The organism is Natrialbaceae archaeon AArc-T1-2, assembly GCF_030273315.1.
GTDB lineage: Archaea > Halobacteriota > Halobacteria > Halobacteriales > Natrialbaceae > Tc-Br11-E2g1.
In genome coordinates this window covers 1653035-1675776 of the sequence record NZ_CP127174.1, presented here as the reverse complement: position 1 = coordinate 1675776, position 22742 = coordinate 1653035, and the positions used below count along the sequence as shown (strand labels likewise).

The 22742-nt window shown below is 64.2% G+C and carries 25 protein-coding genes; 14 read left to right on the top strand and 11 right to left on the bottom strand.

What is annotated here, in order from left to right:
* Positions 1–55: 55 nt before the first annotated feature.
* Complete coding sequence (locus QQ977_RS08645; protein ID WP_285925291.1) at positions 56–1594, bottom strand: FAD-dependent oxidoreductase; 1539 nt, start codon at positions 1592–1594, stop codon at positions 56–58.
* Positions 1595–1665: 71 nt separating this feature from the next.
* A complete protein-coding gene (locus QQ977_RS08640; protein WP_285925290.1) occupies positions 1666–2430 on the bottom strand; it encodes an SIMPL domain-containing protein in 765 nt (254 codons plus the stop codon).
* Between the two features lie 201 nt (positions 2431–2631).
* Between QQ977_RS08640 and QQ977_RS08635 the strand changes: the two genes are divergently transcribed.
* On the top strand, positions 2632–2883 hold the full coding sequence (locus QQ977_RS08635) for a hypothetical protein (protein WP_285925289.1): 252 nt from the start codon (positions 2632–2634) through the stop codon (positions 2881–2883).
* 12 nt (positions 2884–2895) lie between these two features.
* Here the strand turns inward: QQ977_RS08635 and QQ977_RS08630 are convergent, their stop codons facing one another.
* From QQ977_RS08630 to QQ977_RS08620, 3 genes are all read right to left on the bottom strand, one after another.
* Positions 2896–3774, bottom strand: a complete 879-nt coding sequence (locus QQ977_RS08630) for a TIGR01548 family HAD-type hydrolase (RefSeq protein WP_285925288.1) — start codon at positions 3772–3774, stop codon at positions 2896–2898.
* Positions 3775–3857: 83 nt separating this feature from the next.
* Positions 3858–4082, bottom strand: coding sequence for a hypothetical protein (locus QQ977_RS08625; RefSeq protein ID WP_285925287.1), 225 nt, complete (start codon positions 4080–4082; stop codon positions 3858–3860).
* Between the two features lie 50 nt (positions 4083–4132).
* Positions 4133–4561, bottom strand: a complete 429-nt coding sequence (locus tag QQ977_RS08620) for a UPF0146 family protein (protein WP_285925286.1) — start codon at positions 4559–4561, stop codon at positions 4133–4135.
* A gap of 39 nt (positions 4562–4600) precedes the next feature.
* On the opposite strand from QQ977_RS08620, the gene QQ977_RS08615 reads away from it, so the two are divergent.
* Both QQ977_RS08615 and QQ977_RS08610 read left to right on the top strand, forming a co-directional pair.
* A complete protein-coding gene (locus QQ977_RS08615) occupies positions 4601–5122 on the top strand; it encodes an archaemetzincin family Zn-dependent metalloprotease (protein WP_285925285.1) in 522 nt (173 codons plus the stop codon).
* A gap of 43 nt (positions 5123–5165) precedes the next feature.
* Positions 5166–5816, top strand: coding sequence for a class I SAM-dependent methyltransferase (locus QQ977_RS08610; RefSeq protein WP_285925284.1), 651 nt, complete (start codon positions 5166–5168; stop codon positions 5814–5816).
* On the opposite strand, the gene QQ977_RS08605 is transcribed toward QQ977_RS08610, so the two are convergent.
* From QQ977_RS08605 to QQ977_RS08590, 4 genes are all read right to left on the bottom strand, one after another.
* Entirely contained in the window at positions 5817–7631 is a 1815-nt protein-coding gene (locus QQ977_RS08605; RefSeq protein ID WP_285925283.1) for a ribosome biogenesis/translation initiation ATPase RLI, read from the bottom strand.
* Positions 7632–7634: 3 nt separating this feature from the next.
* Complete coding sequence (locus QQ977_RS08600) at positions 7635–7961, bottom strand: hypothetical protein (protein ID WP_285925282.1); 327 nt, start codon at positions 7959–7961, stop codon at positions 7635–7637.
* A 186-nt stretch (positions 7962–8147) separates the two neighbouring features.
* Positions 8148–8675: a hypothetical protein gene (locus QQ977_RS08595; RefSeq protein WP_285925281.1), complete on the bottom strand. Its 528-nt coding sequence runs from the start codon at positions 8673–8675 to the stop codon at positions 8148–8150.
* Positions 8676–8677: 2 nt separating this feature from the next.
* Positions 8678–9214 carry a DUF7344 domain-containing protein gene (locus tag QQ977_RS08590; RefSeq protein ID WP_285925279.1) on the bottom strand — a complete coding sequence of 179 codons (537 nt, stop codon included), beginning with the start codon at positions 9212–9214 and terminating at the stop codon, positions 8678–8680.
* A 512-nt stretch (positions 9215–9726) separates the two neighbouring features.
* Between QQ977_RS08590 and QQ977_RS08585 the strand changes: the two genes are divergently transcribed.
* The 6 genes from QQ977_RS08585 (at position 9727) to QQ977_RS08560 (ending at position 16286) form a co-directional block, all read left to right on the top strand.
* Positions 9727–9861, top strand: a complete 135-nt coding sequence (locus QQ977_RS08585; RefSeq protein ID WP_285925278.1) for a hypothetical protein — start codon at positions 9727–9729, stop codon at positions 9859–9861.
* 234 nt (positions 9862–10095) lie between these two features.
* Positions 10096–10638, top strand: coding sequence for a hypothetical protein (locus tag QQ977_RS08580; protein WP_285925277.1), 543 nt, complete (start codon positions 10096–10098; stop codon positions 10636–10638).
* Positions 10639–10711: 73 nt separating this feature from the next.
* A complete protein-coding gene (locus tag QQ977_RS08575) occupies positions 10712–11911 on the top strand; it encodes a CARDB domain-containing protein (RefSeq protein WP_285925276.1) in 1200 nt (399 codons plus the stop codon).
* A gap of 137 nt (positions 11912–12048) precedes the next feature.
* On the top strand, positions 12049–13218 hold the full coding sequence (locus QQ977_RS08570) for a signal peptidase I (protein WP_285925275.1): 1170 nt from the start codon (positions 12049–12051) through the stop codon (positions 13216–13218).
* Positions 13219–13372: 154 nt separating this feature from the next.
* Positions 13373–14560: a DUF5305 domain-containing protein gene (locus QQ977_RS08565; protein ID WP_285925273.1), complete on the top strand. Its 1188-nt coding sequence runs from the start codon at positions 13373–13375 to the stop codon at positions 14558–14560.
* A 112-nt stretch (positions 14561–14672) separates the two neighbouring features.
* A complete protein-coding gene (locus tag QQ977_RS08560; protein ID WP_285925271.1) occupies positions 14673–16286 on the top strand; it encodes a long-chain-fatty-acid--CoA ligase in 1614 nt (537 codons plus the stop codon).
* Positions 16287–16339: 53 nt separating this feature from the next.
* Here the strand turns inward: QQ977_RS08560 and QQ977_RS08555 are convergent, their stop codons facing one another.
* The gene (locus QQ977_RS08555) at positions 16340–16969 is read right to left on the bottom strand and encodes a metal-dependent hydrolase (protein WP_285925270.1); all 630 of its coding nucleotides are present in this window, start codon (positions 16967–16969) and stop codon (positions 16340–16342) included.
* 127 nt (positions 16970–17096) lie between these two features.
* Between QQ977_RS08555 and QQ977_RS08550 the strand changes: the two genes are divergently transcribed.
* The 5 genes from QQ977_RS08550 (at position 17097) to glmS (ending at position 20625) form a co-directional block, all read left to right on the top strand.
* The gene (locus QQ977_RS08550) at positions 17097–18386 is read left to right on the top strand and encodes a hypothetical protein (protein WP_285925269.1); all 1290 of its coding nucleotides are present in this window, start codon (positions 17097–17099) and stop codon (positions 18384–18386) included.
* Between the two features lie 55 nt (positions 18387–18441).
* Positions 18442–19101, top strand: coding sequence for a class I SAM-dependent methyltransferase (locus QQ977_RS08545; protein WP_285925268.1), 660 nt, complete (start codon positions 18442–18444; stop codon positions 19099–19101).
* Positions 19102–19278: 177 nt separating this feature from the next.
* The gene (locus tag QQ977_RS08540; RefSeq protein ID WP_285925267.1) at positions 19279–19572 is read left to right on the top strand and encodes a MarR family transcriptional regulator; all 294 of its coding nucleotides are present in this window, start codon (positions 19279–19281) and stop codon (positions 19570–19572) included.
* Positions 19573–19654: 82 nt separating this feature from the next.
* Positions 19655–20056, top strand: coding sequence for a hypothetical protein (locus tag QQ977_RS08535; protein WP_285925266.1), 402 nt, complete (start codon positions 19655–19657; stop codon positions 20054–20056).
* 125 nt (positions 20057–20181) lie between these two features.
* Positions 20182–20625, top strand: a complete 444-nt coding sequence (gene glmS / locus QQ977_RS08530) for a methylaspartate mutase subunit S (protein ID WP_285925264.1) — start codon at positions 20182–20184, stop codon at positions 20623–20625.
* Positions 20626–20691: 66 nt separating this feature from the next.
* On the opposite strand, the gene QQ977_RS08525 is transcribed toward glmS, so the two are convergent.
* Positions 20692–22560 carry a PINc/VapC family ATPase gene (locus QQ977_RS08525; protein ID WP_285925263.1) on the bottom strand — a complete coding sequence of 623 codons (1869 nt, stop codon included), beginning with the start codon at positions 22558–22560 and terminating at the stop codon, positions 20692–20694.
* Positions 22561–22742: the final 182 nt, after the last annotated feature.

Below are 22742 nucleotides of genomic sequence, written 5' to 3'. Positions count from 1 at the left end.
GCGGTCGACTGCTGGCCGACCGAACTGAGCACCGGTCACTCTCTGGGAACCCGCATCACTCGAGACCGGGGTCGACGTCCGTGAGATCGTCGGTCGCCGGTCCCTCGAGCACCTCGCCGTCGGGGGAAAACCGCGAGCCGTGGCAGGGACAGTCCCAGCTCGCTTCGGCGTCGTTCCACTCGAGCAGACAGTACATGTGCGTACAGACGGCGGAGACGGTGTGGAGGTCGCCGTCGTCGTCGCGGGCAGCCGCGATCGGCTTCGAGCGTTCGCGAATCACTCGTCCCTCGCCGCGGCCGATCGACTCGCGGTCGGGAGAGAGGAGGGTCCGGGCCCAGTCGGTGGCGAACTGGCTCGCCGCGTCGGCGTTTTCGGTGACCGTATCGGCGACGGAGGTCTTCGGGGTGAACCTGAGCGGATCGTACAGGTCGAGCGCCGGACGGTCGACGCCGTCGATCGCGTCGGCGAGCAGCCGGCCGGCCGCCACGCCGCTTGTCATCCCCCAGCCGCGAAAGCCGGTCGCGACGTAGACGTTCGACGCGGTCGGACCGGCCCGGCCGATCAGGGGGACCTTGTCGGCCGGCACGTAGTCCTGGGTCGACCAGCGGTAGTCGATCGATTCGACCGGGAACCGATCGCGTGCCCAGCGCTCGAGGCGACGGTACCGCTCGACCGCCGAACCGCCCTGGCCGGTCTTGTGGTTCTCGCCGCCGACGAGCACGAGCGTGCCGTCCGCGTCGCGGTGAGTACGGACGGACCGGTAGGGCTCGCTGGCGTCGTAGTACATCCCGCTCGGCGGATCGGCGTCGGTCCGGAGCCCGAGGACGTAGGACCGTTTCGGGTGCAGCCGGGCGAAGTACCCCGCCCGGTCGAGGACGGGAAAGCCGGTCGCGAGGACGACGTGGTCGGCCGTCACCATCCCATCGGGTGTCTCGAGACGACACGGAGAGCCGGGGTCGACGTCGGTGACGCGGGTGTGTTCGTAGAGTTCGACGCCCGACTCCGACAGCGCGTCGGCGAGTGCGAGGAGGTACTTTCGCGGGTGAAAACAGGCCTGGTCCTCGAACCGGACCGCACACGTAGCTCGGTCGAACGGCGGCACCGAGGTGACGAAGGACGCGGGCAGGCCGGCACCCTGGGCGGCGTCGACTTCGCGTTCGATCGCGTCGCGGTCGTCGCCGTAGACGTACGCCGGTGCTCGACGGAACCCGCAGTCGACCTCGAGGTCGTCGATTCTGTCGGCGACCGTCTCGATCGCCGCCTCGTTCACTTCGGCGTACTGACGGGCTCGCTTTCGGCCGAACTCACGACGAACGTGGTCGTAGATCAGCCCGTGTTGGCTCGTCACCTTCGCGGTCGTCTTGCCCGTGATTCCCGTCGCGATCCGGTCGCGCTCGAGGACGGCGACCGACGCCCCCCGCTCGTCGAGGACCGCTGCAGTCGAGAGCCCCGCAATTCCCGCGCCGACGACGGCGACGTCGACCGCGAGATCGCCCTCGAGGGCATCGTATCCCGCGTCGGCGGTCGTCGCGAGCCACGGCGAGGTCGCCTCGCCGGGGAGGCTGCCGGAGCCGCGGGTAAACTCGTCGTGCATACTGCCGCCGTACGACACGACGGGGCAAAAAACGGGCGTCCGAAACGGCAGGCCCGGTAATCGCGCTCTCGTCACGCGATCGTATACTCGACCGTGACGCTCGCGCTGACCGTCACGTCGTCGGGGTGTAGCTCCGTCTCGGGAGTATCTGCTGTGTCGTCAGCCGCAACGTCTGCTTCGGCGTACGTTGCACGGAACCGTCCCCCCGTGGCGTCGACCCGTTTCGCCTCAATCACGTCGGCATCGAGTTCGACCGCGATTACGTCGGCCTCCGACCGGGCGTCCGCGAGGGCCTCCTCGAGGGCTTGCTCGCGCAACGTCTCGCGTCTCTCCTCGGAGAGAGTAAATTCGATCCGCCCGACATCGTCTGCACCGCCGTCGACCGCGGCGTCGATCAGCGCGCCGACTTCGTCGACGTCGGCGAATTCGACGCGGAACGCGTAGACGCCCTCGTAGCGCGGCCCGTCGTCGGTCTCGACGTCGTCGGGGGACGGCTCGGGACGGGGTGGGCGGGAGCGTTCGCTAATGTCGTACCGTGTCGTCGTGATATCGTCGTCGTCGATCCCGAACGCGAGCAGGGCGTCCTCGAGTTCCTCGGATCGGGTCGCGAGTTCGTCCCGGACCGCGTCCGCGTCGTCGCCGGTCGCTTCGACGGCGACGCCGACGACCGCGAGATCGGGTTCAGTCTCGACCGTGCCGGACTCGTCGACCGCGATCGTTCGCGAGTCGCTCTCGTCGCGATTGGCGGGGGTTCCTTCGTCTGCGCTTCCGAGACAGCCCGCGAACGCACCCGCCGCTGCGGTGGCGCTTGCGAGGAGAAGCCGTCGTCGTCTCATACGCCTACCGTCGCGAGCCAGTGTTATCAAACGCCCTAAAGGTAAAAGAGCCGTTTTACCGACGGCAGACGGCCGTCGATACAACGATCGCGCGGTCGTCGCGGCCGAGTCACTACCATAGTGACGGTGACCGGACCACGACCAGGTGTAACGGTCGCCGGAAGAACTGTATATCCGAATGTGATATGTGAACGAACGACGATGATCGCCACCGTCCTCTGGTCGGTCACCTGCCTGTTCGCGGCCGTCCTCGTCGTCGACTCGATCCGGCTGGGACGGCCGTTCTCGAGACTTGCCACGGACGTTCTGCTGTTTTCGCTCTGGCTCGTGATCGGTTCCGTCGTGGTGTTCGAGGTCGGTGCCGGCGAGGGGACGGTGATCCTCGCCGCGCTCGCCACCGCGGGTTGTTACGCCGTCGTCAAAAGCGCCGTTCGGGCCGGATTGATCGAGTGACACGCACTGCGCTCACCGGGACCGGGACTCGAGCGCGTCCGGCAGGTCGTTGACCGACTCGAGGACGGCGCTTGCACCCTCGCGGTCGTACTTGCGACGACCCTCCTCGCCGGTCAACCCGCCGGTCAGTACGCCGACGCCGTGGTACGCCCGCGCCGGGTCGGCCTCGCTCGCGTTGACCGCCGTCCGAACGTCGTCTAAGGTGTCGCCGACGAAGGCGACGGCGTCGGCGTCGAACCGCTCGGCAAGCGTCGTCAGCGCACGAGGGTGAGGTTTCCCTTCCTCCCAGTCGTCCATCGTGAACCGATGCTCGAGCGGGATCTCGAGTCCGACTCGCTCGAGGGCGATCTCCGCCTCGGCTTCCGGTCGGCCCGTCAACACGCCGACGTCGTAGGTCTCGGTCAGCCGATCGCGGGTGTCCGCCTCGAGAAGCACCGGCTCGTCGTGGATGAACCCCCGCGTCTCGAGGTCGGGTTCGCCGCCCTCGAGGGCACGATAGAGCTCTTCGCCCAGGTAGAGCTGCTGGAAGACGTCCCGAAGGCGGTCGCGATCCCACCGCTCGAAGACCCGCTGGGCTGTGCGTGCGTCGAGTTCCGCCCGGACGACGGCCTCGGCGGCCTCGAGCCCGCCGCCCTCGGCTGCGATGGCGTCGGTGAATTCATCGATAGACGCCCCGTATCCTTCGGCGGTCGCCAGCACGTACAGGGCAGCGGCGTCGGTGAGTTCCCAGTCGTTGTTGAATCCGCCCGCGTCTTTGAACTGCTGGATGTCGTCTCTGCGAATCGTCCGGTCGTAGACGTACTCGACGGACTCGAGGATCGCACGCCGGTAGGAGTCGGCGACGTCCACGAGCACGCCGTCTACGTCGAGGACGACGGCGTCTGCGTTCATAGCGGGGACGAAGTGGGCAAAGGCTTTGGGCGTGTCGACTTCCCGTCCGATCGCGGTTGCAAAAACGGGTGGTCGAGACCGGTTCAGTCGCCGAGGCCGTAATCGTCCAGCGAGTGACAGTGGTGCCAGACGCCCGTGACCTCGTCGGCGTCGAACTCGAGTGTGCCGTCTGCGAGTTCGAGCGTGATCGTTTCCTCTTCGATCTCGGTGTCGTGGAGGTGTAACTCGAGCGGTTCCTCGAACTCCCCGACAGCGACCATGATCTCACCTGCTTCCTCGAGTTTCGACTGTAGCGTGGACGCGTCCATCGTGACTCGTCCTGAAGCTCTTGCCGAGCAAACATAAAAGGCCCTGTCCATCAGCCGCCGTGTGTCGACGTCGCGTTATCGGAGCCGTCTCGAGCGACGTACAGCGTATCCCCGGGAATCGTCCGTCGCTCGACCGGAACCGCCGGCTGGTCGCCACCAAGCGTCGTAAACCAGCAGTCGGCGTCGACCCGGCGGGCGACCGCAAGCGTCGGCCGGTGAAGCTCCGGCGGCAGGTTCAGCGCGTAGATCGCGTCCGCGTCCGCGTAGACGTCGATCTCGGGCTCGACGACGTCGTCCTCGACGAAGGTGACGCCGTCAGACGTCTCGCGCGGGTGGACGTCCGTCGCGGTGACGACACAGCCTCGCTCGACGAGTTCGGCTGCGACGGCCGGCCTGTTCCCGACCCCGACCTCGACGAGCCGGTCGTAAGACTCGAGATACTCGGCGATTGCCTCGACAGTTCGTCGGAAGCGCCCCACAGCGGGACGTTTAAGCTTCGGGCGGCCAAAGGTATTGTCATGCTCGTCGACATCGTGCCGGTCGGCAACGTCCCCGCGGAGGTCAAGCGAGCCGCCTCGGAGGGGCTGCGATCGGTCTACGATTGTGAGGTCACGGTCAACGACTCCCAGTCGGTTCCAAACGGTGCCTACGACGCCGGCCGGAACCAGTACTGCGCCGAGAACTTCATCCAGCTCGCAGAACGCGTCGGCCGCGGCGAGAAAAACATTGGGATCACCTCACACGATCTCTACTACCGTCGCCGGAACTACGTCTTCGGACTCGCATATCTGGACGGCAGCGGCAGCGTGGTCTCGACCTATCGGCTGCAGACCTCCTCGGACGGCGGCTTCTCGAACAAAAGCGCCGCGAGCATCTTCGAAGACCGCGTCCGCAAGGAGATCGTCCACGAGATCGGTCACACGCGGGGGCTCGAACACTGTGACAATCAACGTTGCGTGATGAACTTCTCTCCGACCGTCCGCGAGGTCGACATCAAAGAGGAGAACCTGTGTGGCAGCTGTCGGCGGATCGTCGACTGACCCACCCCCGAACTCTTGTAGCTCCATCGAGACGTATCGGTCGATGTCGACCACCGCCCCATTCGAAACCCTCACCGAGGAGTACGACGGCTGGTACGAGGCAAACGCTGGCGCGTACCGCTCCGAACAGGCCGCCCTCGAGCGGGCGCTTCCCGAGACATTCGACCACGCCGCCGAGATCGGTGTCGGCACCGGCCGTTTCGCCGCTCCGCTCTCGATCCCCGTCGGGGTAGATCCCGCGAAGACGCCCCTCGAGTTCGCCCGCGACCGTGGCATCGAATCCGTTCGTGGCGTCGCAGAGCAGTTGCCGATCGCGGACGACACCCTCGAGGTTGCCCTCGTCGTCGCGACGCTGTGTTTCGTCGACGACGTCGACGCGACGCTGTCGGAAGCCCGTCGAGCGCTCGCCGACGACGGCGTGTGCGTGATCGGCACGCTGGATTGCTCGAGTCCGATCGGACAGGTCTACGAGGAGCACAAAGACGAGAATCCGTTCTACGCCGACGCCGAGTTCCTGGCCGCGAGCGAGGTGTGTGACGCCCTCAAGGCGGCCGGCTTCGAACTCGAGGGCCGCTGGCAGACGGTCTTCGAGGAACCGGCCACACTCGAGGCACCCTCCCTCGAGGACGCCGACGTTCGGGAGGGCCACGGCGAGGGGCTGTTCGCCGTGATCAAAGCGCGTCCGACGCCGTAATCAGGGCGCGTAGTAGTACTCGCCGTCGCGTTTCTGTTCGCGATCCAGTTGCGAGTCGGGTTTGTTGATCCGCGGCCGGGACGTGCGTTCGTCCCGGCGGAACGTGACCTCGAGGTTCGCGAGGAACTCGTTCATCCCGTCACGCATCGGCTGTGGCGTCCCGGCGTGACCCCGAGCGGCCGGCTCGCCGTCGAAGACCATCAGCCGGTCGGCGAGCAGGTCGATCATGTAGATGTCGTGATCGATCACGAGCACGGTAGCGTCTTGCTGTTCGGCGTACCGGCGAATCGCACTGGTGGCCTGGACGCGCTGTTCGACGTCTAAGTGTGCAGAGGGCTCGTCGAGCAGGTACAGATCCGCCGAGTCGGAGAGACAGGCGGCGATCGCGACCCGCTGGCGTTCCCCACCGGAGAGATCCGAGAGGGTCTGTTCCATGATCCGCTCGAGTTGCAGCGGCTGGGCGATCTCGGTGTTCCAGTACGACGAACCGAACTGATCCGTGATCGAGGAGAGGAACGCGTCGACCCGCATATGCTGATCGATGGTGACGTACTGGGGCTTGTAGGAAATCTCGAGGTCGAGGTCGGCGTCGCCCTCGTCGGGCTCGAGGTTTCCGGTCAGCAGCTTCGCGAAGGTGGACTTCCCGATCCCGTTCGGCCCGACGATGCCGAGCACCTCGTTCTCGTTGATCTTGCCGCCCTCGACCTCGAGGCTGAACTCGCCCTCGCCGTAGCTCTTGGTGAGATCGGGGTACTCGATCAGGACGTCGCCGTGGGTCGCCGTCCGGGGTGCGTGTTCTTCGAACTCGATCGGGTTCGGACGGATCCGCATGTTCTCGTTCTCCAGATAGCCCGAGAGATACTCGTTGATCCCGTTGCGGACCGATTTCGGCGTCGTTACGACACCGTAGGCCCCGGGCTCACCGTAGGCGACGTGAAGCGTATCCGCGAGTAAGTCGAGGATCGCGAGGTCGTGTTCGACCACGAGCATCGACTTACCTTCCTCCTCGGCGAGTTCGCGGATGAGCCGGGCGGCGGTCACGCGCTGACCGATGTCGAGGTAGGGGGTAACCTCGTCCAAGAAGTAGAAGTCGGTGTCACGAGCCAGCGTCGCCGCGAGAGCGACCCGCTGGAGCTCCCCGCCGGAGAGATCGTCGATCGAGTGGTCCATGACGGGCTCGATCGAGAGCCGGGAGACCAGCGACGCCAGCGCTCCGCGTTCGTTCGTCCGCTCGAGCAGCTCCCGGGTGTTGCCGTCGAACTGTTCGGGGATCTGGTCGACGTACTGGGGCTTGCGGGCGACGGTCACCTCGCCGTCGCGGACGTCCGCGATGTAATCTTGCAACTCGGTGCCTCGATAGGCCTCGAGCACCTCGTCCCAGCCCGGCGACTCCTCGTGGCGACCGAGATTCGGCTCGAGTTCGCCGGCTAAGATGCGGACGGCGGTCGTCTTCCCGATCCCGTTGGGACCGAGGATACCGGTCACCTTCCCCTCCTGTGGAGCCGGCAGGCCGTACAGCGAGAAGGCGTTCTCGCCGTAGCGGTGGGCCGGGTCGTCCTGCAGTTCCTGGGGCAGGTTGATGATCTCGATCGCGTCGAACGGACACTTCTCGACGCAGATGCCACAGCTCTCGCCCAGACAGATCTCCTCGGAGATCTGGATCTGGTCGGGCTGGCCCTGGTCCGTCTCCTCGCCACGGAGCGTGATACACTCCTTACCGGTGCGATTCGGCGGGCAGTAGTTCTTGCACTCGTAGTTACACCGGTCGGGCTGACACCGCTCTAGGTCGACGACGGCGATACTGTCCTCGGCCATGGATTAGCCACCGTACTCGACGGTGAGCAAGATCCCCCACACGACGAACCACAGCGAGAAGGTCATGAAGGTGAGGAACAGGTAGTGTTTCGGGCCGAACTCCTCGTCGTCGTAGACGCCCGTCAGCTGCAACAGGGGAAACTGGGCGATGATCGCGGTGAAAACGACGATGTAGGCGGTCGTGTCGGTCGCTGCCGCCTCCGCCGTCGGCGCGTCTGCTGTGATCGCCGCAGACAGCAGTGCCGCCCCGACGCCGATCAGGGCCGACAGTGCCGTTACGCCGACCGAGCGGACGTGCTCGCGTCGGTCGCTCATCGATTCCGTCGACATGACTCGTTGTCCGCGGGCGGACGTGAAAAGGCGTTCGGGTTGGTCTCGAAGAGCGTATTCTGGATCACTGTTGTACGATTCAGAGATGGCATAATATTCTATGAATGTTATATAACCTCATAGAAATTGAGGATTAATATGTTTACAAATCGCCAATTATCACAGACTCCCTATAGCTTAATTGTATTAAGGACCGTTACCGGGAGTGTCATCCCCTTGACCTGGGGGATCTTCGGGAGGGTCATCCCCTGGGTGGCAGTCGTACTCAAACTCATCCTCAAGCGAGGCATCTGTAATCGTTACCCCGTTAGCGACTGCTTCAACAGTAACAGTAATAGTGGCTTCACCTTCCCCTCCGTTGCCATGAACCTCTTCACATGCTACCTCAACTGCATCGTCATCTTCTGCACCAATCTCGGAAGGAGGATCGATAGTTTCTAGTTCATCGTCGTCATTCTCAATATCAACTTCAACCTCAACTGAGTCCATATCCGAATAAAGATTATTATACAGCGTAGCGACTTCAACTCCGTCTTCGTTGTCGATCTCGTTATCAGTGGAGACCATGCCGAGGTACGCGTCTTCTCCTTCGGCAGTGCTTACCTGCACTCCTCGATCAGATGCAATCGTACTAAACCCGAACGTCGGCCCGGCCATAGCCACCGCTCCCAGAACGATCAACCCGACCGCGACGACAGTGAGTATTCGTGTCATGATTACGGTGGTTTCTCCATCTCGCCCAGCCGCATCCGTCGATTCTGAACCACGTGGACGATCGCCGATCCCGCAAACAGCGCGATCAACAGCGTTGCCCAGCCCAGTTCCGGAATCGTCCCCGTCGGGATGACCTCGAGCCAGAGCCCACCCATCACCACACCAGCCAGCACCGAGAGGCCGACGTAGTACAGCCCCCAGGGAATCGACTCCTCGGGGACGACGTCGAGATAGACCTCGAGTTGTTCGGCCCCGTCGGTGAGTTCGACGGTGTGATCCTCGAACTCGATCATGTTCGCACGCTCGAGCGTGGGCAGGTGTTGCTGTTGCAAGGCCGTGTAGACGCGCTTTCGCTCGCTCGAGGTCAGCTCCTCGATCTCCTTGTCCAGTTCCCAGGCGGCGACGTGTTCGGCCAGGTCCCCGAGTTCGACGGGCTCGTCCTCGCGTTTGCAGTAGTGGATCGCGTACCGGCGACGGTGGTTACTCAGCAGGTCGAAGATCTCCCCGCGTCCCGGACGTGTCTCACCCTGTGTCCCCATCGGATCCCAACTAGAACTGACGAACGGACGATGAATAAGTGTTCTGTACTGTCAGTCGATATCACATATCATTCAGGCACGGCCTGTGCCGACGACAGGCCTCACAGCGGTCCTCAAGCCCGGATTGAAGGCGGTTTCGACCGCCAGGGGCTGTCCCCACAGTGGTATCGGCTCCCATTTCGGCCATCTCGGATACTACTCCGAGTTATGTGTCGTCGACACGACCACCACGAAAACCCCTGGCCCGATCGATCCCAATCGATCTGCTCCCGAAAGCGCGTAATCTGAACGCTGTCCCCATTTCGGCCACAAATTATACGACGAACGGGTGACCACCAACTCGTGGGGGTGTCCGGGGATCGTCCTGGCCGGGGTCGGAACGAGGAGTCTGGCGAACCACAGCCACAGCCGTCGCCGAGCGTCGATGGGGTTGGGACCTGCCACCTTTCGACGCAGTTCCAGCGACGAAGGCACGGGCGTCAGAGAACGTACACGCGGGTGACACGTGCGTGGTGTGTACTTACCGTCGCACTATCGCCCCGTTCGACGGCGCTGCCGTCGGCTTCGAGCGTCGGGGGCTACCGCTGGAAGTCACGCCGACGGCAGCGCTCGAGCTCACGACCGACCGTGGCGGGAATCGACTGTGACTCGAGGGTATGTGACACGGTACCGATAGGATCACGAACTGCTCGAGACGGCCGATTTCGGCCGTTCAAGACGGTCTTGAAACCGGTTTCTTCGTTCAGCGTTCGAGTATTACTCGGTCTGTAGACGGTCTCGAGACTCAATACAAAGGGGGTGTAGCCACTACGTAGGAGTAGACGGTCGGGCGGCACCCGGCGGAGATGGGTGCCAGCCACGACCGAACGGAGACCATACCCATGACAATGAACCGACGCAATGTGCTGATCGGATTGGGAACGATCGTCGCCGGTGGCGGAGCCGCGCTCGGGACGGGCGCGTTTAGTAGTGTGGAAGCCAATCGAACGGTGAGTGTTGATACTGCTGGTGACGAGGATGCTTTCCTCGGAATATCCGTGGATAGTGACTATGCGGCTGATGGTGCAGAAGAAGACGCCGTCGAGATCAGTCTTGAGGGTTCGGATCACACTGATGGATTCAACGACAATGCAATCACGAATGTCGAGGGTGTGCTGACCCTGACTAACAACGCTGCTGATGATGAAGATATTGAAGTGAGCTTCGGTGACCGTGAGGGCGATGATCATTCCGAATCCGCAACTGTTGAGTTTAATGATGTGGGTGAGGTTACGTTCACACTAGCAGAGACCAACGGCGGTGACTATTACGAGCTCTCCGACGGGGATTCCGTCGATGTGAATGTTGAAGTGGATACCACGACGGATCCAGGTGAAGATAATCAGGAGCTAACAATCTACGCATTTGATACTAATACTGAGTAATCCACTAACGAAGTTATAAGCGAAATCCGGCCCCAATCCCCTCAGACCAACTTGCCAAATACGTGTTGGGGAAATGCCGTCTACCAAAATCCTGCTCACCGCCGCCACAATCTGCTTTCTCCTCGCGCTCGCAGTCCCGACCGCGGCGATCACGGTGGGTGAGGATCCGGCCAGCGACGAGGTCGTCCTCGAGCCCGTCGACGACGACTACGTCACCCTCGAGGACGGCGAACTCGAGCTCGCGTTCGGGGCGTTGAACGACGACGCCGAGACGACGTTCGCGGACGTGTTTACGATCACCGTCGGCGAGGACGCAGACGACCTCGAGGAAATCTGGATCGACCACGACGTCGACGGGGTGGCCTTCTACGCCGACGGCAGCGAGGTGACGAACGACTCGAGACTCGAGCCCGCCCCCGGCGACACCGTTACGGTCGGCGTCGCGGTCGACACACACGTCGCGGACGCGGGCACGGAGACGTTCACGGTGCACGTCCTGTCCGAGGACGACGAGGAGCCCGAGAGCGACGACGGTGCCGGAGGCGGAACCCGAGACGGGGCCTCCGCCGCGTCGATCGAGGCGACCGACCTCGAGGTGACGCCGACCGATCCGCTCGTCGGGGACGACCTCGAGGTGACGGCGACCTACCGAAACGCGGGCGGGGAGTCGGGGACGGTCGTCGCGGAGTTGACCGTCGACGGGATCGTCGTCGACCGCGAGTCGGTGACGATCGCACCGCGTGAGGTCGAGACGGTGACGTTCGAGCGGACGCTCGACGAGCCGGGTGCCGTTGGACTCGAGGTCGACGGGAAGGCCGAGACGGTCGACGTGGCCGAGGACGGACCCGCTCTCGTCCTCTCGGACGCCGCGGTCGACGCAGCCGAACTCGAGCCGGGCGAACCCGTCGTCGTGGAGGCGACCTACGAGAACGAGGGCGACCGGGCCGGCGAGGCGACGGCCGAGTTCGCGGTCGGCGGGACCGTCGTCGACACCCAGACGCTCGCCCTCGAGCCCGACGAGGAGACGACGGTGAGCTTCGAGTGGGTCCTCGAGGAGCCGGGCACGTACGAACTCGCGGTCGACGGCACGGTGGCGGGAACGGTGACGGTGAGCGACGACGAGGAGATCACCGTCGTCGACCGCGAGCTCTCGACGTCGACCGCGGCGGCCGTCGCCCCGCCGCTTGCGGCCGGGTTGTTGTTTCTGGCCCCGATTGCGAAACGCCACCGAGCGGTATGGGATCCGACCTGGACCGACCCGAAAAGCGAGTGAGTCCGGCCGTAACGTTTAGACGTGTTGGATTGTAATATACGACTGATAGTTCGTGGAAATGAAACGAGGGGGCGTGGACGGGACGAGTCGCGCCGTCGCCGGCCGACTCGAGTCGGCCGCGAGATGCTGACACCAGCATGAGCGAGCGGTCGGTACTCAAGCAGGCGCTGGGGAGCCTCGCGGTCGTCGTCGTCCTCCTGCTGGTGCTCGGGCAGTTGCTCGGCCAGCCAATCTTGCTCGGCTACGTCGCCACGGGCAGCATGGAGCCGACGATGGCGGCCGGCGACGGCTTCGTCGCGATCCCGAGCGTCGTCGCCGGCGAGGTCGAGGAGGGTGACGTGGTCGTCTTCGATGCCCGGGAGCTACACGACGGGGGACTGACGACCCACCGGGTCGTCGACGAGACCGACGAGGGATACGTCACGGCCGGCGACGCCAATCCCTTCACCGACCAGGACGGCGGGGAGCCGCCCGTGACCGACGGCCGGATCGTCGCCGTCGCCCTGCAGGTAAACGGCGAGGTCGTGACGGTCCCCCATCTGGGGACGGTCGTCATGGGCGTCCACGGCGTCCTCGAGGGCGGCTACGATGCGCTCGCCTCGACGCTCGGGCTGACGACGACGCTCGAGCGCGACGGGCTCGGCTCGCTGCTTGTCGGACTCGGCGTCGCGTTGCTCGGCTTCGGGGTGTTGCTCGATCGGTTCGGGCCCGCGAAACGCGAGGCCAGGCGGTCGACGAGCCGCGAGAACGTCCTGGCGGTGCGGGTCGTTCTCGCGGTAATTCTCGTCGTCTTCGTCACGTTCGGGACCGCGGCGATGGTGCTTCCCTCGGGCGTCGTCGAATACGGCGTCGTGAGCACCGACGACCCGACCGACGATCCGCAGGTGCTCGCACCCGGCGAGACGGGGACGCTCATCCACACCGTGGACAACGCCGGCCTGGTGCCGGTCGTGACCGTCCTCGAGCCGGCGAGTTCCGGCGTCGAGGTCGAACCCGAGCGGCTGACGGTCGGGAGCCGCGGGGACGCCGAGGCGGCTGTCACCCTGCACGCGCCCGACGAACCGGGCGAGTACACGCGAGACGTCGCCGAACACCGCTACTTGCTCGTCGCACCGCCGTCGGTGCTCGCCGCCCTCCACGGGATCCACCCGCTGGTCGCGATCGCCGCGGTCAACGGCGTCGTCGTCGGGGTCGTCGTCGGCGGCGTGCTGGTGCTGTTCGGTTCCGGCGAGCTCCGACTTCGATCCGCAGGCGATCACGTCCCGGTTGTGACGCGGCTCCGTCGAAAACTTCGAAAGTGGCGATGAGAATCAGTGATACAAACACTACGGTTATACGACAGGGAGAGAGAGTGGAACACGTACACGTGAGTGGTGAGCGCGGCCGCGGTCGGGGGGGTGCAGAGGTAAAACGCTTCGCTGCCGTAGACCGTCTCTCGAGCCGTCACGACAGGAGGAGACAATGCTAAACAGTCCCCGCCTCGACCTCGTGATCGCACGGAACGGCCGCGTCCTGCTCGTCACGTTCGTGCTCCTCGGACTGGTCGCGGCCGTCGCAGCCGGCTGGGTCGTCGCGACGCCGTCGGAGCGGACGGTCACCGAGGAGATCGGCGAGGAGGAGTTCACGAGCGACGTCCACACGAGTGCAGTCGTCGTCGGCGGAGATCTCTGGAACGAGTCAGAGACGCTCGAGGACAACGCCGTTTACATGGTAAACGCCACCCCGGAGCTGACCATCGAGCAGACGACGAGCGTGCCGGACGACGGATCCACCGTCGTCTACGACACCGAGGTGCGGTACGAGGCGGTCCACGACGACGACGTGTTCTACACCGAAACGGCGTTTCAAGATCGGGCGACGGCGACCGTCGAGGATGGGACGGCGGCCGCGGAGACGACGGTGAACGTCTCCGAGCTCGCCGACCGCCGTGACGAACTCGAGGAGGCGATCGCGGGCGTGGGAACGGTCGAGGTCGCCCTCGAGTTCTACGTCCACGTCGAAAGCGACGACGACGCCTGGTACGAGCGAAGCCCGGACGAGCCGACGATGGCGACGGAGCTGGTTCTGACCGACGACGCCTACTGGCTCGCGGCGTCGCCGTCGACAGAAGAGACACACACCGAGACCGCCGAAATCACGGTCGAAGAGCAGCCCAACACCGCACTGGTCGGGGCGATCGCGATGCTTGCGGTGTTTTCGATCGGCGCTGCAGGGTTCGTCTACAGCCGGTCGAACGTCGACGCCGAGGAGGCACGGCTTGCCCTCCACCGACAGCGGTACGCGGAGTGGATCTCGAAGGGAACGATTCCGATGTGGATCGGAGACCACCAGCTCGAACTCGACTCGCTCGAGGACGTCGTCGACGTCGCGATCGACACGAACGAACGCGTCGTCTACGACGACAACCGGGAGCTGTACGCCGTCGTCAATGGCGACGTGGTGTACTACTACAGCGCGGAGGGATCCTGGGAGGAGACCACCTGGCCGTACCCGGAGATCGGCCGACAGAAACGAGTGAGTGACACCGACCGAGCGGACGAACCGGATCCGATCGCGTCGTTCGACGCCGCGGACGCGTTCGACGAGACCGACGTTCCCGACGAGGAGTTGCCCGATCCCGACGACGACGACGCCTGGGAACAGCTCTAACGAGGCCAAACGATCGTGTTTCGTTCGTGGCAACGAAATTCATCACCATTTATTGTGTCGAACACGGCAAGACTTCGCAAAAAGTATCACGATCTATCCCCCACAAATACGTATGGAGGTTCCACTGCTGGTAACCGACTTCCTTGACCGGGCACGCAAGTACTACGGGGATGAGGAGGCCATCGTCGCGACGACGGGTGAGCGGTTCACCTACGAGGAGTTCGGCGACCGTGCAGACCGCGTTTCGGCGGCACTGGCAGAGCGTGGCATCGAGAAAGGCGACCGCGTCGCCGTGCTCGATCCGAACACCCACTACCAGCTCGAGGCCGCCTACGGGATCATGCAGATCGGAGCGGTCCACACGCCGCTCAACTATCGGCTCACCCCCGAAGACTACGTCTACCTGCTCAACGACGCCGACGTCAAGGCGATTTACGCCGACTACGAGTACGCCGAGAAGATCGAGGAGGTCCGCGAGGAGGTTCCCACCGAGACGTTCATCACGAACGACACAGACGCCGTTTCCGGCGACTGGGAGGACTTCGACGAGCTTCTCGCGGAGACCGAGCCCAACTACGAGCGTCCAGAGATGACAGAGGACGAGATCATCACGATCAACTACACCTCCGGGACGACGGGCGATCCGAAAGGTGTCATGCGAACCCATCGCACCGAGTCGCTACACGCCCAGCTCGTGACGATCCACCACGAGATCACCGACGACGACGTCTACCTCTGGACGCTGCCGATGTTCCACGTCAACGGCTGGGGCCACATCTACGCCATCACCGGCATCGGAGCGAAACACGTCTGTACCCGCGGTGTCGACCCCGAGGGCGTCTTCGAGGCCATCAACGGGGAGGACGTCTCGTTCCTCTGTTGTGCCCCGACGGTGTTGAGCATGCTCGGCGAGCACTACGAGAACAACGACGTCTCGACTGAAGGCGAGAACCCGATGCGGGTCACCGCCGCCGGCGCAGCCGCCCCCGAGAGCGTCATCGAGATGGTCGAAGAAGAGTTCGGCTGGCACTTCCGTCAGCTCTACGGGGCGACTGAAACCGGGCCGCTCATCAGCACCTCCGCGACCCGCCGGCTGATCGACGAGGACAGCGAGGAACGCTTCGCGCTGAAAAAACGCCAGGGGATCGCCCCACTGGGGACCCAGGTCGAGGTCGTCGACGAGGACGGTACCGAAGTGCCCTGGGACGACGACACGATCGGCGAGATTCTCGTCCGTGGGAATCAGGTCATGGAGGGCTACTGGGAGAAACCCGACGAGACCGACGAGGCGTTCAGCGGCCGGCGTGAGGACTGGTTCCACACCGGCGACCTCGCGACCGTCAACGAGAACGGGATGGTCGCCATCAAAGACCGCGACAAGGACATCATCATCTCCGGCGGCGAGAACATCTCCTCGATCGAACTCGAGGACACCCTGTTCGATCACGAGGCCGTCGGCGACGTCGCCGTCATCCCCTCGCCAAGCGAGGAGTGGGGCGAGACGCCGAAGGCGTTCGTCGTCCCTGCAAACGGCGACCCCGAGAACCCACCCGTCTCCGAAGAGGAGTTGACGAAGTTCACCCGCGACCGGCTCGCGAACTACAAGGTCGTCCGCCGGGTCGAGTTCGTCGAGGAACTGCCGAAGACGGCCACCGGCAAGATCCAGAAGTTCGAACTCCGCGAAGAGGAGTGGGAAGACGAAGAGGAGATGGTCGGGCAGGGGTAGTCCGTCTGACCGACGGCCGTCCCGCCGTCAGAACCGTCGTTTTCGTGTTTCAGTTACCCAACTCGAGCAGCCCTGCCGTCGTCCGCGAGGTACCGCGCCGGCACGTACTCGCGAAGTGCCGTCGGGACGTAAGCGAGGAGGACCGTCGCAATCGTCGGGAGGGTGCGACGGACGGCGGTGTAAACGAACCCGACCGCAAGCGCTGCGAGGATGACCGTCCGGAATCCACCCTCGAGGGTAGCAAGCAGCGGGACGGCAAGCCCCACGGACAGGAGGAAGTCCTCGGGCGAGCCGTCGTATCGGATCAGCCGCCGCGGCTCGATCCACTGGCCACGAGCGTGATCGTACACTGCACGATCGGAGGTCCCCTCCCACGGTCGCAACTCGAGGCCGCTCCCGAAGACGTCGGTGACGGAGTGAAGCGCTGCCCCGGCCAGGAACACTGCCGCGGCGACTGTCACCGTCGTCGGGACGACGGCTGCGAGGAGGGTCGCTACGACGGCGGCGATCGTGTAGTAGACGGGGTAGTGAAGCGTCTTCCGGTGGCCCGCGTACATGTCCAGATCGGGGACGACGCCGCCGAGAAGTCCCGCGAGGAAGGCGACGCCCGCGAACTCGGGGGAAACGACGGCGACCGGTGCCGCGAGCGCCATTCCCGAGAGTGCGTGGGTCGGAAGCATCATCGTGTCCTCTTCTAGGCGACACGATCCCATCAACGTATCGGACACTGTGTGATTGGTTCACAGACCCGTCGGTCGACACCGCACACACCCGAACGGTTAGATAGGTCGATGACCTCGAGTCGACTGCATGACAGACGGCGACAGGTTAGCCAGCGTCTTGCGCGAGAGTCGCCGAAACGCCGTTCCGTTCTGGGTACTCGTCTGTGTACTCGTCGGTCTCGCGAGCTACCACGTCCTCGCCGGCGACGTACGAACGGCGGTGCTCGCGGCGTGTCTCGTCGGTGTCGCCGTCGTCCCGCCGGCCGCGTTTCGCGATCCGACGGTCACGCTGCCGTGGGATCTACTCGCCGTCGCCTGCGTACCGATCCTGTGGGACGTCGTCGTCGGCGTTCCGTTCGCGACGGACGTCGTACCCTACGTCGCCGTCGCCGTCGTCGCGTTGCTCGTCGTCGTCGAACTCCACGCGTTCACGTCGGTTCGGATGAACCAGACGTTCGCGATCGTCCTCGTGACGCTGACGACGATGGCCGCTGCGGCGATGTACAACGTCGCGCTGTGGCTCGCCGACGTCCTGCTCGGTACCTCGTTCCTACTCGATGGTCGCCATCCGGACGTGATAAACGCCGTCGTGATGATCGAGTTCGCCTACGCGACGGTTGCTGGCGTGCTCGCAGGCGTCGCGTTCACCCTCTTCTTTCGGAACCGAATCCCGCCGGGAAGCGACCGACCGGCCGTCGCGTCGCAGTCGACGTTCGAGGAGAGAGCCGACACGGACGGGGAGACCCTCGCCGAACGGCTCCATCTCTCGGTGCAAACCCAGCGACGTCTCGTCCGCGGGATGCAGGGGCTGCTCGTCGTCGTCTTCACGTACGGAGTCGTGACGCTTCACCTCCCGACGATCGCAAACGCCGGCGTCGCCCTCGTCGTCACGTTCGTTCCCGCCGCCCTGGAACGTGACCTCGAGCTTCCGATGGACGCCGGGCTCGTGCTCTGGATCACGACAGCAGTGTTCTTGCACGCGCTCGGTTCGGCCGGCCTCTACGACGCGGTCGATCCGTGGGATAACGTCACGCACGTGCTGTCGGCGTCGGTCGTCGCTGCCGCCGGATACGCGTTCTTTCGAGCCGTCGAGCTTCACACCGACGACGTCTACATCCCACCGGCGTTCATGGTCGTTCTCATCCTGGTCTTCGTCCTCGCGGCCGGCGTCGTCTGGGAACTGCTCGAGTTCGCGATCGACCAGTTCGCGATCTACGCCGACCTCCCGGCGGTGCTCGCCCAGTACGGCATTCACGACACGATCGTCGACCTGCTCTTCAACCTCGTCGGCGCGATCGTCGTCGCGATCTGGGGAACGGTGTATCTCACCGACGTCTCCGAGTCGCTCTCGGATCGACTCGAGGAGTGGTCGGCGTGATACCGACGAGCCGATTCGTCGCCGGTATTAGATGCGATCGGAGCGAACGTGACGTATGGACCGCCTCGAGTCCGCTCGTTCGGAGGCCGACGCCGGAACGCGATACGATCGGCTCGCACCCTACTACGACCGCTACATCACGAGACTGGAGCGCAGACACGTCGACCGGCTCGTCGACGATCTCGAACTCGAACCGGGCGAAACGGTTCTCGACGTCGGCTGTGGTCCGGGAACGGCCCTCGTGACGGCTGGAGAGCAGGTGGGAGCCGACGGCACCGTCGTCGGACTCGACCTCTCGGCGGAGATGATCGATCGTGCCCGACGCCGTCTCGAGGATCGTGGGTTCGGCGACCGCGCGCTCCTGATCAACGGCGACGCCAGAAACATGCGCCACGTCGCGGACGACTCGGTCGACGCGGTGGTGTCGTCGTTCACGCTCGAGTTACTGTCGTCGACAGACCGCCAGACGGTCCTCGGGGAGTGTCGACGCGTTCTCACGTCCGAGGGCCGCCTCGGCGCGCTCTCGCTGTCCCGGAAGGATCGCCTCGCCGTGTCGCTGTACGACCGGCTCCATCGGCTCCGGCCGGACGTCTTCGACTGTCGGCCGATCGACCTCGTGGCCGCCCTCGAGCGAGCGGACTTCGAGATCCGAGCCGTTCGGACCGAGAGTCTGTACGGACTGCCCGTCGAAGGTGTCGTCGCCACACCGCCGTGATCGGCGAACGCGCAACGTATCCTCCGTCGTGGCTCGTCACTCTCGTCGCCACAGCGAGATCCGCTCGTGTGCAGAAACGACCGTTTTGTCGAGTGATAATATCGTGTCGACGAGCGAGCGTATCGCTGCTGACGGAAGACTCAACTTTTATACTGTTGGCTCCGTTCGATCCGTAACATGGAAGAGACTGACGGGGAGAAGATCGCAGATCTGCCGCCGAGTGCCAAACTCGTGTTCAAGGTACTGGAGTACGATGGCCCGCTCACCCAAAAGCAGATCGTCGAGGAATCGATGCTGTCCGCTCGGACGGTTCGGTACGCACTCGAACGACTCGAGGGGATCGGCGTCGTCGACGAAGACATCTACTTCGCCGACGCACGCCAGAGTCTCTACCGTATCGAGGAAGCGATGACTGCCGACGGCGGCGTCGACGAATCGAACAGCGGCGAGGACGCCTGCTGTGCGGAGTAACGTCGGCGTCACGTCTCCGAAGCGAGAGCGAGAACCGAACGATTACGGCACAGTTATTTTCTACCGGTAACCGATCCAGGGTATGGATAAAGAGACGCTACCGCGGTGGGGATGGCTCGTGGTGGGGCTGTTCGTCGCGTTGATGCTCGCAGAGATCGTAAACGCCGTGGTACTGGTGCCGGTCGGGCTGCCGGAAGAGTATCGGGTCATCACGGTCATCACCGCGATGGCACCCGTGATCATCTACCTTCGGATCTGGTACGAAGAGGAGAACGCACACTACTGGGAACGCTCTCGCGAGTGGATCGCGGGCGACGTCTTCTTCGTGGTGCTCGGGGCGATCGTTGGATCGACAATCGCTCTCTTGGTGACCGTCGACACCGCCCTCCCACGAATCGCGTCGGACCTGATCGCGATGGGCGGCGGTTTCCTGCTCGGCTGGGTGCTATTCTGGTGGCGCAACCCGGAGGTCTATCAGCGCTGATCGTCTCTCGATCCGTTCGCCGTCGCGACTGCCGGTAGACGCCGGACCGTCGTCGGATCGGTCGCATAGTTGATTATGAATCATTAGGTTTATGTAGGTCCTCTCCTTCGGTGGTGAATACCGACATGGCGACGAAAGTCATCCTCGGCGTGATCGGCTCCGACGCCCACGTCGTCGGCATCACGATTCTAGAACAGGCCCTCGAGGCGAACGGGTTCGACGTCGTGAACCTGGGTGTACAGACCTCCCAGGAGGAGTTCGTTGAGGCCGCAAAAGAACACGACGCCGAGGCTGTACTCGTCTCCTCGCTTTACGGCCACGCCAAACAGGACTGTGAGGGCTTCCCCCAGAAGCTCGCCGAGGCCGACGTAGACGTCGTCACCTACATCGGCGGCAACCTCGCGGTCGGCCAGGACGACTTCGAAGAGACCGAACGGTTCTTCCGCGACCTCGGATTCGATCGGGTCTTCGACTCCGAAACCGACCCCGAAGACGCGATCGCCGCGCTCCAGGCCGATCTAGATCAGCGCTCGAGCGAGGACGAACGCGAGCAGATCACCGCCGCCTGACTCGAGCGGGATTCGAACTGATTTTGGAGATCGAGCTGACGATAGAGGGTCACTCGCCCTCGCGTCTCAGGAGGGAACGACCGTGATCGGTTCCTGCCGGTCGATCGCACGCTCAAGTTCGTCCGCGATTGCACTGCCTCGTGAGACCTGAATCTCCCCGCCGCGGCTCACCGTTGCGGTGAAGAGATACTCGCCGCCGGCTTGCAGCTCGACAGTCTCACCGTGGTTGCCGTCGACGGGGACGACGACGTGACGCGACGTGATCTCGGGAGTGACGAGCTGGCCGTCGGGCTGACCTGTGGCGTCGCCGGTTCCGCCGCCACCGCCGGTTCTGGTCCCGTAGTTGGGGTTCTCGTCGTGGGTTCGGACGTCGATGTCGATCCCGAGACGGTTCTCGATGTCGGTGATCCGGCCGCCGCCCTTGCCGATGACACTCGAGATGTCGGCTTCCTCGACGTAGACCACCGCGCGGTCCTGGCTCTTGAGCTCGACGTCGACGTAGCCGTGGGCGACCGAGCGGATCTCGCGTTCGATCTCCTGTTTGGCGATACGGTCGACGCCGGACTCGGCTCCGGGACCACCCTCTTCCTCTTTCAGCGGGACGGTGACGACTTGCCGGTTGAACGTGTAGATCTCGTACTCGGGTTCGCCGGTCTCGAAGTTGGTCACCTGGATCACCGGCCGAGCGAGATCCTCCTCGGTGAGTCCGGCCGGGACCTTGACCTCCGTGCGGACGTCGTAGACGGTCTCGACCATCCCGGCTTCGATGTAGACGACGGTGTCGACGACCTGGGGGATCATCCCGAGTTCGACCCGGCCGACGAGTCGCTGGAGGGCGTCGATCGGGCGGGTCGCGTGGACGACGCCGATCATGCCGACGCCAGCGAGTCGCATATCCGCGAAGACCTCGAAGTCGTCGGTCTTGCGGACCTCGTCGTAGATCGTGTAGTCGGGCCGAACCATCAACAGGGCGTCGGCGGTCTTTTCCATCTCGCCGGCGAGTTCGGTGTACTGGGTGATCTCGGGGCCGACCTGCAGGTCCCGGGGTTTCTCCATCGTCTTGACCGCGTAGTCGTGATCGGAGATGTAGCGGGCGACCGCCTGGGCGAAGGTCGACTTCCCCGCGCCGGGTGCGCCCGAGATGAGGACGCCACGCTGGCGTTCGAGCAGCCGTTCTTTGAGCTCTGCAGCGTTTTCGTAGTCTTCGATGTCGGTCTGGGCGATCGGCCGAACGGCCGTGATCTCGATGCCGTCGGCAAACGGCGGTCGACCGATCGCGATCCGGTAGTCCCGGAACTGGACGATCTTCATCCCGGGTTCGGAGAGCTCGAGGAAGCCGTCGGGAGACTCCTTGGCGGCGTCGACGACCTCGCGGGCGTACTCGTCCATCGTCTCCTCCTCGAGCGGGTCCTCGGCGATCTCCTGGTAGTGCATCTCGCCGAGTTCGCCCCGCTTTGCCATCGGGACCATCCCCGTCTTGAGGTGGACGCTCATCGTCGCCTCGTCGAAGTAGTTCTCGACGGTGAGCGTCCCGACCTCCCGGACCTCGGGAGAGACGTGCTCGACCGCGAGGCCTTTCGCTTCGGCGACCTCGGCCTGGACGACGTCGCTCGTGAGGAAGGTCGCCTCGAGATCCTCCGCCAGGTCACGGATCAACGCGTCGATCTCGCCCTCGGAGGCGTGGCCGCGCTCGATGGCGCTGGGTCGGTCGCCGACGTACTCGAGGTCGATGACGCCCTCGTCGGCGAGTTCGGCGAGGCACTGGAGCTCTTCGAGGCCGTCCCATCCGGTCTCGATGCCGTCGTTTGCCTGCGCTTCGAGCTCTGCGACGACGGCTTCGGGTACCGAAATCGTCGCTCCCTCGAACTGCCCGTCTTCGATCGTCGCCGAGACGCGGCCGTCGATGACCACGCTCGTATCCGGCACGACGTTCATACCGAATCGTTGGTCGTGTGCAGGTATAAGGATGCGGGACGAGCAGCGAAACGCCGGACTGTCTCGCGAATATACGCACCTGCCAGATTTCGTCCGGGCGGCGGACGAGACACGAACGAGTCGTCGTTCGGCCGCGTCTATCTGTCCGAAAAGACACAGGTAGAGTTAAAAGACAGTCGGAA

Bases quoted from the DNA above. Each gene is read 5' to 3' on its own strand.
- QQ977_RS08525 (WP_285925263.1), bottom strand. From the start codon at position 22,560: ATGAACGTCGTGCCGGATACGAGCGTGGTCATCGACGGCCGCGTCTCG.
- QQ977_RS08560 (WP_285925271.1), top strand. From the start codon at position 14,673: ATGGAGGTTCCACTGCTGGTAACCGACTTCCTTGACCGGGCACGCAAG.
- QQ977_RS08605 (WP_285925283.1), bottom strand. From the start codon at position 7,631: ATGGCCGAGGACAGTATCGCCGTCGTCGACCTAGAGCGGTGTCAGCCC.
- QQ977_RS08600 (WP_285925282.1), bottom strand. From the start codon at position 7,961: ATGTCGACGGAATCGATGAGCGACCGACGCGAGCACGTCCGCTCGGTC.
- QQ977_RS08635 (WP_285925289.1), top strand. From the start codon at position 2,632: ATGATCGCCACCGTCCTCTGGTCGGTCACCTGCCTGTTCGCGGCCGTC.
- QQ977_RS08570 (WP_285925275.1), top strand. From the start codon at position 12,049: ATGAGCGAGCGGTCGGTACTCAAGCAGGCGCTGGGGAGCCTCGCGGTC.
- QQ977_RS08575 (WP_285925276.1), top strand. From the start codon at position 10,712: ATGCCGTCTACCAAAATCCTGCTCACCGCCGCCACAATCTGCTTTCTC.
- QQ977_RS08550 (WP_285925269.1), top strand. From the start codon at position 17,097: ATGACAGACGGCGACAGGTTAGCCAGCGTCTTGCGCGAGAGTCGCCGA.
- QQ977_RS08640 (WP_285925290.1), bottom strand. From the start codon at position 2,430: ATGAGACGACGACGGCTTCTCCTCGCAAGCGCCACCGCAGCGGCGGGT.
- QQ977_RS08535 (WP_285925266.1), top strand. From the start codon at position 19,655: ATGGATAAAGAGACGCTACCGCGGTGGGGATGGCTCGTGGTGGGGCTG.
- QQ977_RS08595 (WP_285925281.1), bottom strand. From the start codon at position 8,675: ATGACACGAATACTCACTGTCGTCGCGGTCGGGTTGATCGTTCTGGGA.
- QQ977_RS08580 (WP_285925277.1), top strand. From the start codon at position 10,096: ATGACAATGAACCGACGCAATGTGCTGATCGGATTGGGAACGATCGTC.
- glmS (WP_285925264.1), top strand. From the start codon at position 20,182: ATGGCGACGAAAGTCATCCTCGGCGTGATCGGCTCCGACGCCCACGTC.
- QQ977_RS08540 (WP_285925267.1), top strand. From the start codon at position 19,279: ATGGAAGAGACTGACGGGGAGAAGATCGCAGATCTGCCGCCGAGTGCC.
- QQ977_RS08590 (WP_285925279.1), bottom strand. From the start codon at position 9,214: ATGGGGACACAGGGTGAGACACGTCCGGGACGCGGGGAGATCTTCGAC.
- QQ977_RS08615 (WP_285925285.1), top strand. From the start codon at position 4,601: ATGCTCGTCGACATCGTGCCGGTCGGCAACGTCCCCGCGGAGGTCAAG.
- QQ977_RS08565 (WP_285925273.1), top strand. From the start codon at position 13,373: ATGCTAAACAGTCCCCGCCTCGACCTCGTGATCGCACGGAACGGCCGC.
- QQ977_RS08630 (WP_285925288.1), bottom strand. From the start codon at position 3,774: ATGAACGCAGACGCCGTCGTCCTCGACGTAGACGGCGTGCTCGTGGAC.
- QQ977_RS08610 (WP_285925284.1), top strand. From the start codon at position 5,166: ATGTCGACCACCGCCCCATTCGAAACCCTCACCGAGGAGTACGACGGC.
- QQ977_RS08625 (WP_285925287.1), bottom strand. From the start codon at position 4,082: ATGGACGCGTCCACGCTACAGTCGAAACTCGAGGAAGCAGGTGAGATC.
- QQ977_RS08645 (WP_285925291.1), bottom strand. From the start codon at position 1,594: ATGCACGACGAGTTTACCCGCGGCTCCGGCAGCCTCCCCGGCGAGGCG.
- QQ977_RS08555 (WP_285925270.1), bottom strand. From the start codon at position 16,969: ATGATGCTTCCGACCCACGCACTCTCGGGAATGGCGCTCGCGGCACCG.
- QQ977_RS08545 (WP_285925268.1), top strand. From the start codon at position 18,442: ATGGACCGCCTCGAGTCCGCTCGTTCGGAGGCCGACGCCGGAACGCGA.